2 protein-coding genes are annotated in these 18,941 nt (G+C 75.6%); both read right to left on the bottom strand.

Annotated elements, in window-relative coordinates; all coding sequences use genetic code 11:
• A partial coding sequence (locus ABT095_RS37295; RefSeq protein ID WP_350534066.1) for a type I polyketide synthase occupies window positions 1-2,966 on the bottom strand: 2,966 nt, incomplete at its 3' end.
• 137 nt (window positions 2,967-3,103) lie between these two features.
• The gene (locus tag ABT095_RS37290) at window positions 3,104-18,676 is read right to left on the bottom strand and encodes a type I polyketide synthase (protein ID WP_350534065.1); all 15,573 of its coding nucleotides are present in this window, start codon (window positions 18,674-18,676) and stop codon (window positions 3,104-3,106) included.
• Window positions 18,677-18,941 lie beyond the last annotated feature (265 nt).

Raw genomic sequence — 18,941 nt, 5'->3', positions numbered from 1 at the left:
CCGGCCGCAACACCCGACTCCAGCGCCCGCCACACCACCCGATACCGCCAACCGTCCACCACCGAACGCTCACGCCGCACCCGACGCCAGGACGAGATCGCAGGCAGCAGACCCGAAAGCTGCTCCCCCTCACCCAGCCCCAACTCAGCACTCAACGCGGCAACATCACCACGCTCCACCGCATCCCAGAACCGCGACTCCGCACCATCCACCACACCAGCAGCCGTCGGCACCTGCGCAGCCGCCGTCTTCCCGGAGGGCATCAGCCAGTACTGCTCGTGCTGGAACGCGTACAGCGGCAGCTCGACCCGCCGGGCACCGGACCCGGCGAAGTACGCCGCCCAGTCGATGCCGACGCCCTGTACGTGCAGCCCGGCCAGCGCGGCGACCAGGGTCGGCACCTCGGCCCGGCCGCCCCGCTGGGCCGGCACGAAGCCCGCGCCTGCCGCCATCGCGGAGAGGACCCCGTCGGGGCCGATCTCCAGGAAACTGCGGACACCCTGCTCACGCAGGCTGGTGACCGCATCCGCGAAGCGCACCGCCTCGCGGACGTGCCGCACCCAGTACTCGGCGGTGGTGAGCTCGGCGAAGCCGCCGGTGAGGTTGGAGACCACCGGGACACTCGGTGCCGCGTACGTCAACGACTCGGCCACGGAACGGAATTCGGCCAGCATCGGCTCCATCAGCGGCGAGTGGAAGGCGTGGCTGACGGTGAGCCGCTTGACCTTCCGGCCCTCCTCCCGCCAGGCCGCCTCCAGCGCGGCGACGTCCGCCTCGGCGCCCGAAACCACCACGGACGAAGGCCCGTTGACCGCCGCGATGTCCACCGCACCGGCCAGCGCCGCCCGTACGACCTCCTCCGAGGCCTGCACCGCGAGCATCGCGCCGCCGCTCGGCAGCGCCTGCATCAGCCGGCCACGGGCGGCGACCAGCTTGCAGGCGTCGGGCAGCGACCAGACACCTGCCACGTACGCCGCCGCCAGCTCACCGATCGAGTGCCCGCCCAGGTAGTCGGGCGTGACGCCCCAGGACTCCACCAGCCGGTACAGCGCCACCTCGAAGGCGAACAGCCCGGCCTGAGTCCAGACGGTCTGGTCCAGCAGATCCGTCGAGGCGTCGAACATCACCTCACGCAGCGGACGGCCGAGGTCGAACTGCGCGCACACCTCGTCCAGCGCGGCCGCGAACACCGGGAACGCGTCGTACAGTTCGCGCCCCATCCCCGCCCGCTGACTCCCCTGCCCCGAGAACAGGAACGCCGTCCCGGCCTCGGCCACCACGCTCGACCGGCTCACCGAGGCGGCCGGCTCGCCGCGCCCGAGGGCGGTCAGGCCTGCCAGCAGCTCCTCGCGGTCGCCCGCGAGGACCACGGCCCGCTGCTCCAGCGCGCCACGGCTGGTGGCGAGCGAGAAGGCGGTGTCCAGCGCGTCCGCCTCGGGGCGCCCGCGCAGGAAGCCGGCCAGCCGGTCGGCCTGCGCGCGCAGCGCGGCCTCACCGCGGCCGGAGACCAGGTACGGCAGCACATCGGGCAGCCGGGCCGTGGAGAGGCCGTCCTGCTCCTCCGCCGGGGCCTCCTCCGCCGGGGCCTGCTCCAGGATGGTGTGGGCGTTGGTGCCGCTGACGCCGAAGGAGGAGACGGCGGCCCGGCGCGGGCGGCCGGTCTCCGGCCAGTCCTGCCGCTCGGCGAGCAGCTCGACGGCGCCCGCCGTCCAGTCGACGTGCGAGGAGGGGGCGTCGACGTGCAGGCTCTGCGGCAGCACGCCGTGCTGCATCGCCATGACCATCTTGATCACGCTGGCCACGCCCGAGGCGGCCTGGGTGTGGCCGATGTTGGACTTCAGCGAGCCGAGCCGCAGCGGGTTCGCGGCGTCGCGCTCGCGGCCGTAGGTGGCGAGCAGGGCCTGGGCCTCGATCGGGTCACCGAGGGTCGTGCCGGTGCCGTGCGCCTCGACCACGTCGATCTGGTCGGAGGTCAGGCGGGCGTTGGCCAGCGCGGCGCGGATCACCCGCTGCTGGGAGGGGCCGTTGGGGGCGGTCAGGCCGTTGGACGCGCCGTCCTGGTTGACGGCCGAACCGCGCACCACCGCGAGCACCTTGTGGCCGAGGCGCCGCGCGGCCGAGAGCCGCTCCACCAGCAGCATGCCGACGCCCTCGCCCCAGCCGGTGCCGTCCGCCGCCTCGGCGAAGGGCTTGCAGCGGCCGTCCCGGGCCAGCCCGCCCTGGCGGGTGAACTCGATGAAGGCACCCGGGGTGGACATGATGGTCACACCGCCGACCAGGGCCATCGTGCACTCGCCCTGGCGCAGCGCCTGGATGGCGAGGTGGAGGGCGACCAGCGAGGAGGAGCAGGCGGTGTCGACGCTGACGGCCGGGCCCTCGAGCCCGAAGGTGTAGGACAGGCGGCCGGAGACCACGCTGGCGGCGCTGCTGGTGGCGAGGTAGCCCTCGCCGCCCTGCGGGGCCTCGCCGAGCAGGGCGGCGTAGTCCTGGCCGTTGGTGCCGACGAAGACGCCGGTGCGGGAGCCGCGCAGGCCGGCGGGGTCGATGCCCGCGTGCTCGAAGGCCTCCCAGCCGGTCTCGAGCAGCAGGCGCTGCTGCGGGTCCATGACCAGGGCCTCGCGCGGCGAGATGCCGAAGAAGCCGGGGTCGAAGCGGTCGGCTTCGTAGAGGAAGCCGCCGTGCCGGGCGTAGCTGGTGCCCGGGCGCAGCGACTCGGGGTCGTACAGCCCCTCCAGGTCCCAGCCGCGGTTGTCCGGGAACTCGCCGATCGCGTCGGTGCCCGCCGCGACCACCTGCCACAGGTCCTCGGGCGAGCGGACGCCGCCGGGCAGGCGGCAGGCCATGCCGACGATCGCGATCGGCTCGCGCTCGGCCTCCTCGACCTCGCGGAGCCGCTCGTTGGCGTCGCCCAGCTCGGTCACGACGCGCTTGAGGTATTCGCGGAGCTTGTTTTCGTTCGTGGCCATCGCTGTCATCACCCGTGTGTTCTGAGGCGGAGAGGTCTGTGTGCGCCAGCCCGGTCGGCGGTGCGCGGTTGGTCCCGCGCAGGCTGCGCGGTTGGTCCCGCGCAGGGTGCGCGGCGGTGGGCGGAGGCGCCGGCCGGTCAGGCGCGGCCGAGGTTCCGGTCGATCAGGTCGAAGAGGTCGTCGTCGGAGGCGTCCTCGATCTGGTCGGTGAGTGCGCCGGTGTCCGACAGGCCACGGGCTTCGTTCCAGAGGGCGAGCAGGTCCTTGAGCCGTCGGCCGATCTTGGCCTGTTCGGCGTCGTCGGGCGCGATGCTGGTCAGATCCGCGGGAGTCACGGCGATCAGGGCGGCCTCGAGCCGGTCGAGCTCGGCGAGCAGGGGCAGCACCGGTTGGTCGGTGGTGCCGGAGAGCTCGGCGTCCAGGTGGTCGGCGAGGGCCGCGGCGGTCGGGTAGTCGTAGAGCAGGGTGCTGGGCAGGGTCAGCCCGGTGCTGCCGGTGAGGCGGTCGCGCAGTTCGAGCACGGTGAGCGAGTCGAAGCCGAGGCTCTTGAACGCCCGGTCCGGCTCGATCTGCTCGGGCCCGCCGAGGCCGACCACGGCCGCGACCTCGCCACGGACCAGCTGCAGCAGGCTGCGGCGGCGCTCGGGGCCGGTCAGGCCGGCGAGCCGCTGCTCGACGGCCTGCGAGCCGCGGGCGGCGGAGTCCGCCGGGCCGGTGGCCGGGCCGGCCGTCGGAGGGGCCAGTTCGGCGAGTAGCGGGCTGGGCCGGACGGCGGCGAAGGAGGCACCGAGGGTGGCCCAGTCGACGTCGGCGACCACTGCGGTGGTGCGGCCGGTGGCGATCGCCTGGTGGAGCGCGTCCAGGGCGGTCTCGGGGGCGAGCGGGGTCAGGCCGCGCTTGACCAGGTGGTCGCGGGCGGCGTCGGCCCCGGCCATGCCGCCGCCGTCCCACGGACCCCAGGCAACGGCCGTGGCCGGCAGGCCCCGGCCGCGGCGGTCCTCGGCGAGGGCGTCCAGGTAGGCGTTGCCGGCGGCGTACCCGGCCTGGCCGGCCGAGCCCCAGATGCCGGCGATGGAGGAGAACAGCACGAAGGCGTCCAACTCCTCGCCCGCGAGCAGCTCGTCCAGGTGCCGGGCCCCGGCCACCTTGGCGGCGACCACCTCCGCCAGGTCGGCGGGTGTGGTGTCCGCGATCGCGGCGGCCTGCGGGAGCCCGGCGGCGTGGAACACGGACCTCACCGGCTCGCCGTCGGCCCGCAGCTGCTCGATGAGCGCGGCGAGTGCGGCCCGGTCGGCGGCGTCGCAGGCGGCGACGGTCGCGGTGGCACCCGACTCGGCCAGCTCGGCGATGAGTTCGGCGCAGCCGTGGGCCTGCGGTCCGCGGCGGTTGGTGAGCACCAGGCGAGTGGCGCCCCGCGCCGCGAGTCGCCGGGCGACGTGCGCGCCGAGCGCGCCCGTGCCGCCGGTGATCAGCACGGTACCGGTGGGCGTCCAGCTGCCCTCGCCCCCGTCTGCGCCCGCCGGGGCTGGCACCAGCCGGCGGCCGAACAGACCCGGGGCACGGACCGCCAGCTGGTCCTCGGCGCCCAGCTCTCCGTTCAACACTGCTACCAGCTGCCCGAGTTCACCGGCTCCGACCTGGGCCGGGAGGTCGATCAGACCGCCCCAGCGCTCCGGGTGCTCCAGGGCCGCGACCCGGCCGAAGCCCCAGACCTGGGCGGCGGCCGGTCGGCTGACCCGCTCCCCCGGCGTGGTGGCGACGGCACCGGTGGTCGCGCACCAGAGCGGCCCGTCGATCCCGGCGTCACCGAGCGCCTGGACAAGCACGGCGGTGCGGGCGAGCCCGGCGTGCGGGTCCTCCTCCGCCGTCCCGGCGTGGGCGAGCAGCGAGAGCACGCCGGTGAAGTCCTGACCGGCTGCCGCGTCCCGCAGTTGGTCCGCGAGGGCGGCCCGGTCGGCGGCGGCGTCGATCCGCACCGGCTCGGCACAGATCTCGGCCAGCGCGGAAACCAGCGTGGCGGCCGGCGCGGCGGCCACCGGGTCGGCCGGGTCGGACAGCAGCAGCCAGCGGCCGGTCAACTCGGCACCGGCACCGGCATCAGCACCGGCAGGTCCGTCCAGCGGCTGCCAGACGGCCCGGTACCGCAGCCGGTCCAGGTCGGCCTGCTTGCGCTGCCTGCGCCGCCAGGAGGACAGGGCGGGCAGCAGGGCCGCCAGCTCGTCCTCGCCGTCCAGCCGCAGCGTCTCGGCCAGCGCGGCGCCGTCCTCCCGCTCGACCGCGGCCCAGAACCCGGCCTCCGCCGGATCGGCCGTGCCACCGCTCGCGGCACCGGCGGACCGGCGGCTCGCGAGGGCGGTCGAGGAGAGCCAGTAGTGCGCCCGCTGGAATGCTGCCGTGGGCAGCTCCGTCCGGCGCACCTCGGTACCGGCGAAGTACGAACTCCAGTCGATTACCTGGCCGTTGGCCAGCAGTACGGCCAGCGCCCGGGTGAGCGTCTCCGTCTCCGGGCGTCCGGCCCGCAGCACCGGGGTGACGGCCGACTCGGCTTCCAGGGCCTGGCGGGCCATGGCGGTGAGGACGGTGTCGGGGCCGAGCTCCAGGAAGGTCCGCACCCCCTGCGCGTGCAGCGCGGCCACGCCGTCGGCGAAGCGGACGGCCTCGCGGACGTGCCGCACCCAGTACTCGGGGTCGGTCAGGTCGGCGTCCAGCGAACCGGTCAGGTTGGAGACCACCGGGATGCGCGGGGCGCTGTAGGTCAGCGTCTCGGCGACGGCCCGGAACTCGGCGATCATCGGCTCCATCAGCGAGGAGTGGAACGCGTGGCTCACCGTGAGCCGCTTGACCTTCCGGCCCTCCTCCCGCCAGACCGCCTCCAGCGCCGCGACATCCGCCTCGACGCCCGAAACCACCACGGACTCGGGACCGTTGACGGCCGCGATGTCCACCGCGCCGACCAGCGCCGCCCGGACCTCGGCCTCCGTCGCCTGCACGGCGACCATCGCGCCGCCGGCCGGCAGTGACTGCATCAGGCGGCCCCGGGCGGCGACCAGCTTGCACGCGTCGGCCAGACTGAGCACGCCCGCCACGTGGGCGGCCGCCAGCTCACCGATCGAGTGCCCCGCCAGGTAGTCCGGCGTGACACCCCAGGACTCCAGCAGCCGGAACAGCGCCACCTCGACCGCGAACAGCCCGGCCTGGGTGTACACCGTCCGGTCCAGCAGCCCCGAAGCGTCCTCGAACAGCACCTCACGCAACGGCCGGTCGAGCTCGAACTGGACGCAAACGGCGTCCAGTTCGGCGGCGAACACCGGCTGGGTCGCGTACAGCTCACGCCCGGCACCGGCCCGCTGGCTGCCCTGGCCCGAGAAGAGCAGGGCAAGCTTGCCGCCGCCGGATCCGGTGGTCTCCGTGACCGAGGCGGCCGGCGTGCCGTCGGCCAGGGCGTCGAGCCCGGCCAGCAGCTCCTCGGCGGTCGCGGCGGTCAGCACGGCCGAACGCTCCAGCCTGCTGCGGGTGGTGGCGAGCGAGAAGGCGACGTCCGCAAGGGCCGGCTCCTGCTCCCGGCGCAGCTGGGCGGCCAGGCGGCGGGCCTGCTCGCGCACGGCCTGCTCGCTGCGCCCGGAGATCAGGAACGGCAACTCCCGTACGGGGGCCGGTTCCGCGGCCGGGTGCTCCGCCTCGGGTGCCTGCTCCAGGACGGTGTGCGCGTTGGTGCCGCTGATCCCGAAGGAGGAGACCGCCGCGCGGCGCGGTCGGCCGGTCCGCGGCCACTCCACCGTCTCGGTCAGGAGCTCCACCGCGCCCGTCGTCCAGTCCACGTGACTCGAGGGCTCGTCCGCGTGCAGGGACTTCGGCAGCACGCCGTGCCGCATCGCCATGACCATCTTGATCACGCCCGCGACGCCCGAAGCCGCCTGGGTGTGACCGATGTTGGACTTCACCGAGCCGAGCCGCAGCGGGTTCGCCGCGTCCCGCCCGCGACCGTAGGTGGCGAGCAGCGCCTGGGCCTCGATCGGGTCACCGAGCGTGGTGCCGGTGCCGTGCGCCTCCACCACGTCGATCTGGTCGGCGCCCAGGCCCGCGTTGGCCAGCGCGGCGCGGATCACCCGCTGCTGCGAGGGGCCGTTCGGCGCCGTGAGGCCGTTGGACGCTCCGTCCTGGTTGACGGCCGAACCCCGTACCACGGCAAGCACGTTGTGGCCCAGGCGCTCGGCGTCGGAGAGCCGCTCGACGAGCAGCATGCCCGCGCCCTCGCCCCAGCCGGTGCCGTCCGCCGCCTCGGCGAACGGCTTGCAGCGGCCGTTGTCGGCCAGGCCGCGCTGGCGGCTGAACTCGGTGAAGATGTCCGGCGTGGCCATCACGGTCGCGCCGCCCGCCAGGGCGAGCGTGCACTCGCCCGAGCGCAGCGCCTGGACGGCGAAGTGCAGGGCGACCAGCGAGGAGGAGCAGGCGGTGTCGACGGTGACGGCCGGGCCCTCCAGACCGAGGGTGTAGGCGATCCGGCCGCTGGCCACCGAGCCGGTGCTGCCGGTCAGCAGATGGCCTTCCAGCCCGTCGGGCAGCTCGTCCACGCCGGTGCCGTAGCCGCAGTACGCGGAGCCCACGAACACCCCGGCCCGGCTGCCGCGCACCGCGGCGGGGTCGAGCCCGGCCCGCTCGAAGGCCTCCCAGGCGGTCTCCAGGAGGAGCCGCTGCTGCGGGTCCATGGCGAGCGCCTCGCGCGGCGAGATGCCGAAGAACATCGGGTCGAAGTCGGCGACGTCGTAGACGAAGCCGCCCTCGTTGACGTAGCTGGTGCCGGTGCCCCGGCCGGCCGGGTCGTGCAGGCGCTCCAAGTCCCAGCCGCGGTCGGCGGGGAAGGGGCCGATCGCGTCGGTGCCGCCGGCCACCAGCTCCCAGAGGTCCTCCGGGGAGCGGACACCGCCCGGGTAGCGGCAGGCCATGCCGATGATGGCGATCGGCTCGTCCGCGGCGGCAGCCACCGGCGGCGCGGCCGGAGCGGGCGCGGGCGCGGTGCCGGCGATCTCGGTGAGCAGCAGGGTGGCGATGGCGCGCACGGTCGGGTGGTCGAAGACCAGGGTGGCGGGCAGCCGCATCCCGGTGGCGGTGTTGAGGCGGTTGCGCAGCTCGACCGAGGTGAGCGAGTCGAAGCCCAGCTCCTTGAACGGCCGGTCGAGGTCGATCTCGGTCGCGGCGTCGTAGCCGAGCACGGCCGCGACCTGTCCGGCGACCGCCGCGAGCAGCTCCGCCGTCCGCGCGGTCTCGTCCTTGCCCGCCAGCAACTGCGCCAGCGGCGCGGCGGTGGCCACGGCCGAGCCGGTGGCCGCCGTACGCGGGGCGCGGCGGCCGGGGGTGCGGGCCAGTTCGCCGAGCAGCGCGGGGAGTTCCTGCGCGCCGCGCAGCGCGGCGAGGTCGAGCCGGACGGGGATCAGGACTGCCTCGGCGGCGGTGCGTCCGGCGTCGAAGGCGGCCATGCCCTGCGCGGCGTCGAACGGCAGCAGGCCGCTGCGGGCCATCCGCTGCAGGTCGGCCTCGGTCAGCTCGCCGGTCATACCGCTGCCGGACTGCTGCCACGGGCCCCAGGCGAGGGAGGTGGCAGGCAGGCCGAGCGCCCGGCGGTGCCCCGCCAGGGCGTCCAGGTAGGCGTTGGCAGCCGCGTAGTTGGACTGCCCCGCACTGCCGATAACGCCCGCGATCGAGGAGAACAGGACGAACGCCGCCAGGTCCTGACCGGACGTCAGTTCGTGCAGGTGCCGGGCGGCGTCAGCCTTGGGGCCGCGCACGGCGGCGAGCCGCTCGGCGGTCATCCCACTGACCAGGCCGTCGTCCAGGAGACCCGCCGTGTGGACCACGGCGGTCAGCTCACGGCCGGCGAGAACAGCGGCCAGCGCGTCGCGGTCGGCGACGTCGCAGGCCACCACCTCGACCCTGGCACCCGACTCGGCGAGCTCGGCGACGAGTTCGGCCGCACCGGGGGCCCCGAGGCCACGGCGGGAGAGCAGCAGCAGCTTGCGCGCGCCGTGCTCGGTGACCAGATGCCGGGCCACCAGGGCGCCCAGCGAACCGGTACCACCGGTGATCAGCACCTCCCGCGCCGGATCGAGCTGCTGCGGGACCGTCAGGACGACCTTGCCGACATGCTTGGCCTGGCTGACGAACCGGAACGCCTCCCGCGCCTGCCGGACGTCCCAACTGCGCACCGGCAGCGTCTCGATGACCCCGGCCTCGAACAGTGCCAGCAGCTTGCACAGCAGCTCGCCGATCCGCGCCGGGCCGGCCTCGACCAGGTCGAAGGCCGTGTAGGCGACCGCCTCGGGCACGGTCGTGCGGATGTCGGTCTTGCCCATCTCCAGGAAGCGCCCGCCACGCGGCAGCAGGCTCAGCGAGGCGTCCACGAACTCGCCCGCCAGGGCGTTGAGCACCACGTCGACACCCTCCCCGCCGGTCACGGCCAGGAACTTCTCCGCGAAGGCGAGGTCACGCGAGGACGCGATGTGGTCGTCATCTAGGCCCAGCGAGCGCAGCGTGTCCCACTTGCCGGGGCTCGCCGTCGCGAAGACCTCCGCGCCGAACTGCCGCGCGAGCTGGATGGCGGCCATGCCGACACCACCGGCACCGGCGTGCACCAGCACCCGGTTGCCGCACCGCACCGCCCCCAGGTCGGTCCAGGCGTACAGCGCGGTCAGGAAGACCACCGGCACGGACGCCGCCCGCGCGAACGACCACCCCGCCGGGACCGGCGCCACCATCCGGTGGTCGGTCACCGCGAACGGCCCGAAGCCGCCCGAGAACATGCCGAGCACCCGGTCACCCACGGCCAGCTCGGAGACCCCCGGACCGATCTCGGCCACCACACCGGCGCCCTCGATGCCCAGCGGCGCCGCCACCGGATACATCCCCAGCGCGTTCAGCACGTCCCGGAAGTTCACTCCCCCGGCCCGCACCGCGATCCGCACCTGACCCTCGGCCAGTGGCTCCACCGGCGCCTCGACCAGCTCCAGCGCCTCCAGCGTGCCCCGCGCACGGCTGTCCAGCCGCCACGCGCCACCGCCGCCGGGAGCGGTCAGCGGCTCCGCCGACCGCGCGGTCCGCAGGCGCGGCGCGAAGGCGGCGCCCGCCCGCAGCGCCAGCTGCGACTCGCCCGAGGCCACCGCCCCGGCCAGCGCCGCCCACGACTGCGCGGTGCCGTCCACGTCCACCAGCACCACCCGGCCCGGCTGCTCCGACTGCACCGAGCGCACCAGGCCCCAGACCGCCGCGGCCTCGAGGTCGGCCACCCCGGCGTCGGAGTCGACGGCCACCGCGCCGCGCGTCAGCACCACCAGGCGCGAACCCGAGCCCTGCAGCGCGGCCAGCACGGCCTCGGCCGACCTGCCGCACACCACCGGCACCGCCGCCGACCCGGCGTCACCGACCGGCAGTCCGCTGCCGAGCGAATCCTCGCCCAGCAGTGCCCAGCCGTCGGTCGTCCCCTCGGAGGCCGGCACCGCCGACCAGGCCAGCCGGTAGAGCGGCTCCTCGCGGAGCTGCTCGGCGGCCGGGCGGCGCATCACCAGTTCGTCGACCACCAGCAGCGGCATGCCCTCGGTGTCGGCCACCAGGAGCGAGACCCCGTCACCGGCCGTCCGGGCCAGCCGGACCCGGAGCGTGGTCGCGCCGGCCCCGTGCAGGGTCACGCCCGACCAGGAGAACGGCAGCCCGCCGCCGCTCCCGTCGCCGAGCAGCGGAGTGGCGTGCAGCGCGGCGTCGAGCAGGGCCGGGTGGACGCCGAAGCCCTCGGCGCCGGACCCATCCGGCAGGGCGACCTCGGCGTAGACCTCGGAGCCGGAGCGCCAGGCGGCCCGCAGGCCCTGGAACGACGGCCCGTACGCGAAGCCGGCCTGGGCCAGCTCGCCGTAGAGGCCGCTCACGTCGACAGCGGCCGCGCCGGCCGGCGGCCACGCGGCGAGCCGGTCCGTGGCGCTCTCCTCGGCCACCAGCGTGCCGAGCGCGTGGCGGGTCCAGTCGGCCTCGGCGGCGGAGCGCGCGTGCACGCTGACCGCCCGGCGGCCGTCCGGTCCGGGCGCGTCGACCCGGATCTGGAGCTGGACCTCCTCGTCGGCCGCGAGCGTGAGCGGCGCGGCCAGGGTCAGCTCCTCCAGGCGGCCGCACTCGGTCTCCTGGGCCGCGCGCAGCACCAGGTCGAGGAAGGCGGTGCCGGGGAGCAGCACCCTGCCGAGCACTTCGTGGTCGGCCAGCCAGGGGTGGGTGCGCAGCGAGAGGGCGCCGGTGAGCAGGCGTACGTCCTGGTCGGCCAGGGTGAGGGCGGCGCCGATCAGCGGGTGGTCGGTGGCGCCCAGGCCGAGGCCGGTCAGGGAGGCGGCGGCCGGGTGAGCGGCGGGCTCGGGCCAGAAGCGGCGGTGCTGGAAGGCGTAGGTGGGCAGGTCGGTGCGGCGGGCGCCGGTGCCGGCGAAGACGGCCGGCCAGTCGGCCTCGATGCCGCGGGTGAAGAGCCGGCCGAGGGCGCTGGTGAGCGCGAGCGGCTCGGGGCGGCCGCCGCGGGCGACCGGGACGGCGGCCACGGCGTCGTCGGCGAGGGCGCCCTGGGTGAGGGCGGAGAGCACTCCGCCTGGGCCGATCTCGAGGAAGGTGCGCACACCCTGCTCGTGCAGGGCGGCCACGCCGTCGCCGAAGCGGACGGCCTCGCGGACGTGGCGGACCCAGTACTCGGGGTCGGTGAGGTCACCGGCGAGCGAGCCGGTGAGGTTGGAGACCACCGGGACCTGCGGGCTGCGGTAGGTCAACTGCTGCGCCACGGACCGGAACTCGGCGAGCATGGGCTCCATCAGCGGCGAGTGGAAGGCGTGGCTGACGGTCAGGCGGTTGGTGCGGCGCTGCTCGGCCTGCCAGCGGGCGGCGAGCTGGTCGATGACGGCGGCCGTGCCGGAGACCACCAGCGCGGTGGGCCCGTTGACGGCGGCGACGCCGACCTGCTCGGCCGGGAACTCGGCCAGCGCGTCCCGTACTTCGGCCTCGGTGGCCTGCACGGCGAGCATCGCGCCGCCGCTCGGCAGGGCCTGCATCAGCCGGCCGCGGGCGGCGACCAGGGTGCAGACGTCGTCCAGCGTGAGCACGCCTGCCACGTGGGCGGCGGCGAGTTCGCCGATGGAGTGGCCGGCCAGCAGGTCGGGGGTGAGGCCCCACCATTCGAGCAGGCGGTAGAGGGCGATCTCCCAGGCGAGCAGGGCGGCCTGGGTGTAGACGGTCTGGTTGAGCAGCTCGGAGGAGGTGTCGAACATGACCTCGAGCAGCGGCTGTTCGAGCAGTCCGTCGAAGCGGGCGCAGACCTGGTCGAGCGCGTCGGCGAAGACCAGCTGGCTGTCGTAGAGTTCGCGGCCCATGCCGGGGCGCTGGCTGCCCTGGCCGGAGAACAGGAAGGCGAGCCGGCCCTCGGCCGGGGTGCCGGTGTTCAGGTCGGGCGCGTCCTGGCCCTGGGCGAGCGCGGCGAGGTCGGCGAGCAGCCCGGCGCGGTCGGTGGCGGTGAGCGCGGCGCGGGCGGGCAGGCCGGCCCGGGTGGTGGCGAGCGAGAGGGCGAGGTCGGTCAGGCGCGGGCCGTCGGCCTCGGCGAGCTCGGCGTGCAGCCGCTCGGCCTGGGCGCGCAGGGCGGGCACGGTGCGGCCGGAGAGCAGGACGGGCAGGGGGGAGTGCGAGGCGTGCTCGTCCGCGAACGGGGCCGGGGGCTCGGGTGCCTGCTCCAGGACGACGTGGGCGTTGGTGCCGCTGACGCCGAAGGAGGAGACGGCGGACCGGCGCGGGCGGCCGGTCTCCGGCCACGGCCTGGCCTCGGCGAGCAGTTCGACCGCGCCCGCCGACCAGTCGACGTGCCGGCTCGGCTCGTCCACGTGCAGGGTCTGCGGGGCGATGCCGTGCCGCATCGCCTCGACCATCTTGATGACACCGGCGACGCCGGCCGCCGACTGGGTGTGCGAGATGTTGGACTTGACCGAGCCGAGCAGCAGCGGGCGGTCGGCCGGGCGGCCCTGGCCGTAGGTGGCAAGCAGCGCCTGGGCCTCGATCGGGTCGCCGAGCACCGTGCCGGTGCCGTGCGCCTCGGCCACGTCGACCTGATCCGTCGTCAGTTCCGCGTCGGCCAGGGCGAGCTGGATGACCCGCTGCTGGGCCGGGCCGTTGGGGGCGGTGAGGCCGTTGGAGGCACCGTCCTGGTTGACGGCGGTGCCGCGCACCACGGCGAGCACGGGGTGGCCGAGCCGCTGGGCGTCGCTCAGGCGCTCGACCAGGAGCAGACCGGCGCCCTCCCCCCAGCCGGTGCCGTCGGCGGCCTCGGCGAAGGGCTTGCAGCGGCCGTCGGCGGCCAGCCCCCGCTGGCGGCTGAACTCCACGAAGGAACCGGAGGTCGCCATGACGGTCACGCCGCCGGCCAGCGCCATCGTGCACTCGCCGCGCCGCAGCGCCTGCACGGCCAGGTGCAGGGCGACCAGCGAGGAGGAGCAGGCGGTGTCGACGGTGACGGCCGGGCCCTCCAGGCCGAAGGTGTAGGAGAGGCGGCCGGAGACCACGCTGGCGGTGCCGCCGGTGACCAGGTGGCCTTCGTGCGGGGTCGAGGAGGAGCGCAGCAGGGTGGCGTAGTCGAGGCTGTTGGTGCCGACGAAGACGCCGGTACGGGAGCCGCGCAGGGTGTCCGGGTTGATCCGGGCCCGCTCGAAGGCCTCCCAGGCGGTCTCGAGCAGCAGGCGCTGCTGCGGGTCGGTGGCCAGCGCCTCGCGCGGCGAGATGCCGAAGAAGTCGGCGTCGAACTCGCCCACGGCGTCCAGGAATCCGCCGGAGCGGACGTAGCTGGTGCCGGGGTGGTCGGGGTCGTCGTGGAAGAGGTTGGCCAAGTCCCAGCCGCGGTCGGCGGGGAAGGGGCCGACGGCGTCGCGGCCCTCGGCGACCATCCGCCACAGCTCCTCCGGGGAGCGCACCCCGCCGGGGTAGCGGCAGGCCATCGCGACGATGGCGATCGGCTCGTGGTCGGCGGCGGTCTGCGTGACGACCGGCGCGGCCGGCTGCTCGGCGCCGAAGAGGCGGCCGCTCAGGTAGCCGGCGAGGGCGGCGGCGGTGGGGTGGTCGTACGTGAGGGTGGCGGGCAGGGTGAGGCCGGTGCGCCGGGCCAGGCGGTCGCGCAGGTCGACGGCGGTCATCGAGTCGAAGCCGAGCTCCTTGAAGGCCCGCTCCGGGTCGACGGCCTCGGCCGAGGCGTGGCCGAGCAGCGCGGCGACCTCCTCGCGGACCAGGTCGCGCAGCGCGCGGTCCCGGTCGGCGGCGGGCAGTTGGGCGAGCCGCTCCAGCCAGGCCGGGCGGGCGGGGCGCTGCGTGAGCTCGCGGTCCGGGGCGGCGAGCACCTGGGCGGCCTCGGGCACGCCGAGCAGCAGCGGGCGCTCTCCGGTGGCGGTGTAGCTGCGGGCGAAGCGCTCCCAGTCGACGTCGGCGACCACGGTGGCGGCGGTGTCCAGGCGGGGGGCGAGCGCGAGCGCGGCCAGCGCGTCGGCCGGGTCGAGCACCGGCAGGCCGCGGCGGCACAGGTGCTCCTCGGCGTCCTCCCCGGCGGCCATGCCGCCACCGGCCCACGGGCCCCAGGCGATCGAGGCGGCGGGCAGGCCGGCGTCCCGGCGCTGCTCGGCGAGCGCGTCCAGGTAGGCGTTGGCGGCGGCGTAGGCGCTCTGGTTGCCGCTGCCCCAGGCGGCGGCGATCGAGGAGAACAGCACGAAGGCGTCCAGCTCCGCGTCCGCCAGCAGCTCGTGCAGGTGGCGGGCGCCGAGCACCTTGGCGTCGGCGGTGGCGGCGAAGTCGGCGAGGGTGGTCTCGGCGAGCGGGCGGTACTGCGGCAGACCGGCCGCGTGCAGCACGGCCCGTAGCGGGTGCGGGTCATCGCTCAACCCGTCTAGGAGGGCGGCTAGTTGGGCCCGGTCGGCGACGTCGCAGGCGGCCAGGGTGACGCGCGCCCCGGTGGCCGTCAGCTCGCCGGCCAGCTCGGCCGCGCCGGGGGCCTCGGCGCCCCGGCGGGAGACCAGCACCAGGTGCTCGGCCCCGGCCGAGGCGAGCCAGCGGGCCAGGTGCAGGCCGATGCCGCCGGTGCCGCCGGTGACCAGCACGGTGCCGCGCGGGCGCCACTGGGCGGCGGCGGGGTCGGCGGGCGCCGGGGTGGCGGGCAGCCGCACCAGGCGGCGGGCGAAGACGCCGGAGGGGCCGATCGCCAGCGCGTCCTCGGCGCCGTAGCGGCCTTCCAGGACGGCGGTCAGCCGGGCACCGGCGCGGGCGTCGAGCAGCGGCGGCAGCTCGACCAGGCCGCCCCACAGCCCCGGGTGCTCCAGGGCCGCCACCCGGCCCAGGCCCCAGGTCCGGGCCTGCTCGGCGGAGCCGATCCGGCCGGCCCGGCCCAGGCGCACGGCGCCCCGGGTGGCCAGCCAGAGCCTGGCCGAGGCCGACCGGGCGGCCAGCGCCTGGACCAGCAGGGCGTCGGCGGCGAGGCCGGCGGGCAGCGAGGGGTGCTGCGGGTGGGCGCGGTCGGCGAGGGCGAGCAGCGACAGGATGCCGGTCGGCTCGTACGCGGCCAGGAAGTCGAACTCCGGTGCCTCGACCACGATTTCGAGCGTGTCGACCTGGTGGCCGCGGGAGCGCAGCGCCTCGGCGGCGGCCTCGGCGTACGGCGCGGCGGCCATCGTGCCGCCGGGCAGCAGGATCAGCCAGCGCTCGGCGCCGCTGGCGGGCGCGGCGGCGGGCTCGTCCAGCGGCTGCCAGTCGATCCGGTACCGCCGGGCGCCGGCCGCCGTCTGCTCCTGCCGCCGGCGTCGCCAGGCGGAGAGCACCGGCAGCGCGGGCAGCAGCCCGGCGAGCTCGTCGGTGCCGAGCGCCGAGGCGAGCGCGTCGGCGTCCTCGCTCTCGACGGCCGACCAGAAGCCGGCCTCCTCCGGCGTACCGGCGCCCGGCAGCGCGTCCGGCTGCTGCTTGGGGTCGGCGGTCAGCCAGTAGCTGGTGCGCTGGAAGGCGTAGGTCGGCAGGTCGATCGGCGTGGCCGCCAGACCGTGGTGCACGGCGGCCCAGTCCACCGCCGCGCCCCGGCAGTGGGCGGCGGCCAGCGCGGCGGTCACCGTCTGCTGCTCGGGGCGCCCGGCGCGCAGCAGCGGCAGCGCGACGGCGCCGTCCGGCACCAGGGCGGCGAGCACGGCGTCGGGGCCGAGCTCCAGGAAGGTGCTCACGCCCTGCTCCCTCAGAGTCCGCATCCCGTCGGCGAAGCGGACGGCCGCACGGACGTGGCGCACCCAGTACGCGGGGTCGGTCAGGTCGGCGGCCAGCGCGCCGGTGACGTTCGAAACGACCGGGATGCGCGGGGTGTGGTACGTCAACTCCTGGGCCACCGCGCGGAACTCGGCCAGCATCGGGTCCATCAGCGCGGAGTGGAACGCGTGGCTCACCGTGAGCCGCTTGACCTTGCGGCCCTCGCCCCGCCAGCGCTCCTCCAGCGCGGCGACGTCCGCCTCGATGCCCGAAACCACCACGGAGTCAGCGGAGTTGACCGCCGCGATGTCGACACCCTCGGTGAGCGCGGCCCGGACTTCCTCCTCCGTGGCCTGCACCGCGAGCATCGCACCGCCGGCCGGCAGCGCCTGCATCAGACGGCCCCGGGCGGCAACCAGCTTGCAGGCGTCCGCCAGCGACCAGACCCCCGCCACATGCGCGGCCGCCAGCTCGCCGATCGAGTGGCCGGCCAGGAAGTCCGGCGTCACTCCCCAGGACTCGAGCAGCCGGAACAGCGCCACCTCGACCGCGAACAGCCCGGCCTGGGTGTACGCCGTCCGGTCCAACAGCCCCGAAGTGTCCTCGAACAGCACCTCACGCAGCGGCCGTTCGAACGAGAACTGCGCGCACACCTCGTCCAGGGCCGCCGCGAACACCGCGTGGCTCTGCGCCAACTCCCGGGCCGCACCGACCCGCTGGCTGCCCTGGCCGGAGAAGAGCAGGGCGAGCCGGCCGCTCTCCGCGGTGCCGGTGAGCACGCCGGGGGTCTGCTCCCCCACCACGACGGCGGCCAGGCCCGCGAGCAGGGCCTCGCGGTCGGTGCCGGTCACGGCCGCGCGGTGCTCCAGGGCGGCGCGGGTCGTGGCGAGCGAGAGGCTGAGGTCGTACGGGGCACCGGCCTCGGTGCCCCGGCTCAGCAGGGTGACCAGCTGGGCGGCCTGCTCGCGCAGGGCCTGCGGGGTGGCGCCGGAGAGCAGCAGCGGCAGGGTCTGCGGGAGCTCCCCGCGCCAGCCCTCGGGGGCCTGCGGAGCCTCCTCGGGCTCGACGGCCGCCGGCGCCTGCTCCAGGATCGTGTGGGCGTTGGTGCCGCTGACGCCGAAGGCGGAGACGGCGGCCCGGCGGGGCTGGCCGGTCTCGGGCCAGGCGATGGTCTCGGCGAGCGGGGTGACGGCGCCCGCGCTCCAGTCCACGTGCGAGGTGGGGGCGTCCAGGTGCAGGGTCTTCGGCATCAGCCCGTGCTGCATCGCGAGCACGGTCTTGATCACACCGGCCACACCGGCGGCGGCCTGGGTGTGACCGATGTTGGACTTCAGCGCGCCGACCCGCAGCGGCTCGTCCCCGGCCCGGCTGCGGCCGTAGGTGGCGAGCAGCGCCTGGGCCTCGATCGGGTCGCCGAGGGTGGTGCCGGTGCCGTGCGCCTCGACCAGGTCGATCTGGGCGGCGGTCAGCTGGGCGTTGGCCAGGGCCTGGCGGATCACCCGCTGCTGGGCCGGGCCGTTCGGCGCGGTCAGGCCGTTCGAGGCTCCGTCCTGGTTGACGGCCGAACCCCGAACCACCGCCAGGATGTTGTGGCCCAGGCGCTGGGCGTCGCCGAGCCGCTCCACGAGCAGCATGCCGACGCCCTCGCCCCAGCCGGTGCCGTCCGCGGCCTCGGCGAAGGGCTTGCAGCGGCCGTCGGCGGCAAGTCCCCGCTGGCGGGTGAACTCGATGAAGACCTCTGGGGTGGACATGATCGTCACGCCGCCCGCGAGCGCCATCGAGCACTCGCCCTCGCGCAGCGCCTGGCAGGCCAGGTGGAGCGCGACCAGCGAGGAGGAGCAGGCGGTGTCCAGCGTGACGGCGGGGCCCTCCAGGCCCAGGCTGTAGGCGATCCGGCCGGAGAGCAGGCTGCCGGCGTCGCCGGTCAGCGCGTAGCCCTCGCCGCCGCGCTCGCTCTCGCGCACACCCGCGCCGTAGCCCTGCGGGGAGGCGCCGACGAACACGCCGACCGACCGGCCGCGCAGCCCGTCCGGGGCGATCCGGGCCCGCTCGAGGGCCTCCCAGGAGACCTCGAGGAGGAGGCGCTGCTGCGGGTCCATGGCGAGCGCCTCGCGCGGCGAGATGCCGAAGAAGGCGGCGTCGAACTCGCCCGCCTCGTGCAGGAACCCGCCCTCCCGGGCCAGGCTGGTGCCGACCCGCTCGGGGTCGGTGTCGGCGAGCCGCGCCAAGTCCCAGCCGCGGTCGGCGGGGAAGGGCGTGACGGCGTCCACCCCACCGGCGGCCAGCTGCCACAGCTCCTCGGGCGAGCGCACCCCGCCGGGGAAGCGGCAGGCCATCCCGACGATCGCGATCGGCTCGTGCGCGGCCGTCTCCAGCTCCCCGATCCGGCGGCGCGCCTGTCGCAGCTCCGCTGTCATCCACTTGAGGTGGGTGAGCAGCTTCTCTTCGTTCGACATGGTCGCTTCACCTCTCGCGGAGCCCGATCCTCGGGGGGACTGAGCTAGTGGAACCCAGGTTCGAGCAGCTGGGAGCTCCGGAGATCCGAATCAGGGGGCGGCCCCGGGCAGGACTGGGGTGGGGATCAGGGGGGCGTCGGGGCGGCACGCGAAGGGGCCCGGGCGAATCCCCTTGGGTTCTAGTGGTCGTCGCAACACCCCAGCTCAAGGGGTGCGATGGACTTCGAGATCCGTGAGGACCGGACACCGCAGGGTCCTCGGAAGC

The organism is Kitasatospora sp. NPDC002227 (assembly GCF_040296285.1).
Lineage (GTDB): Bacteria > Actinomycetota > Actinomycetes > Streptomycetales > Streptomycetaceae > Kitasatospora.
The sequence above is the reverse complement of the archived record's forward strand: the minus strand, read 5'-3'. Positions and strand labels throughout refer to the sequence as shown.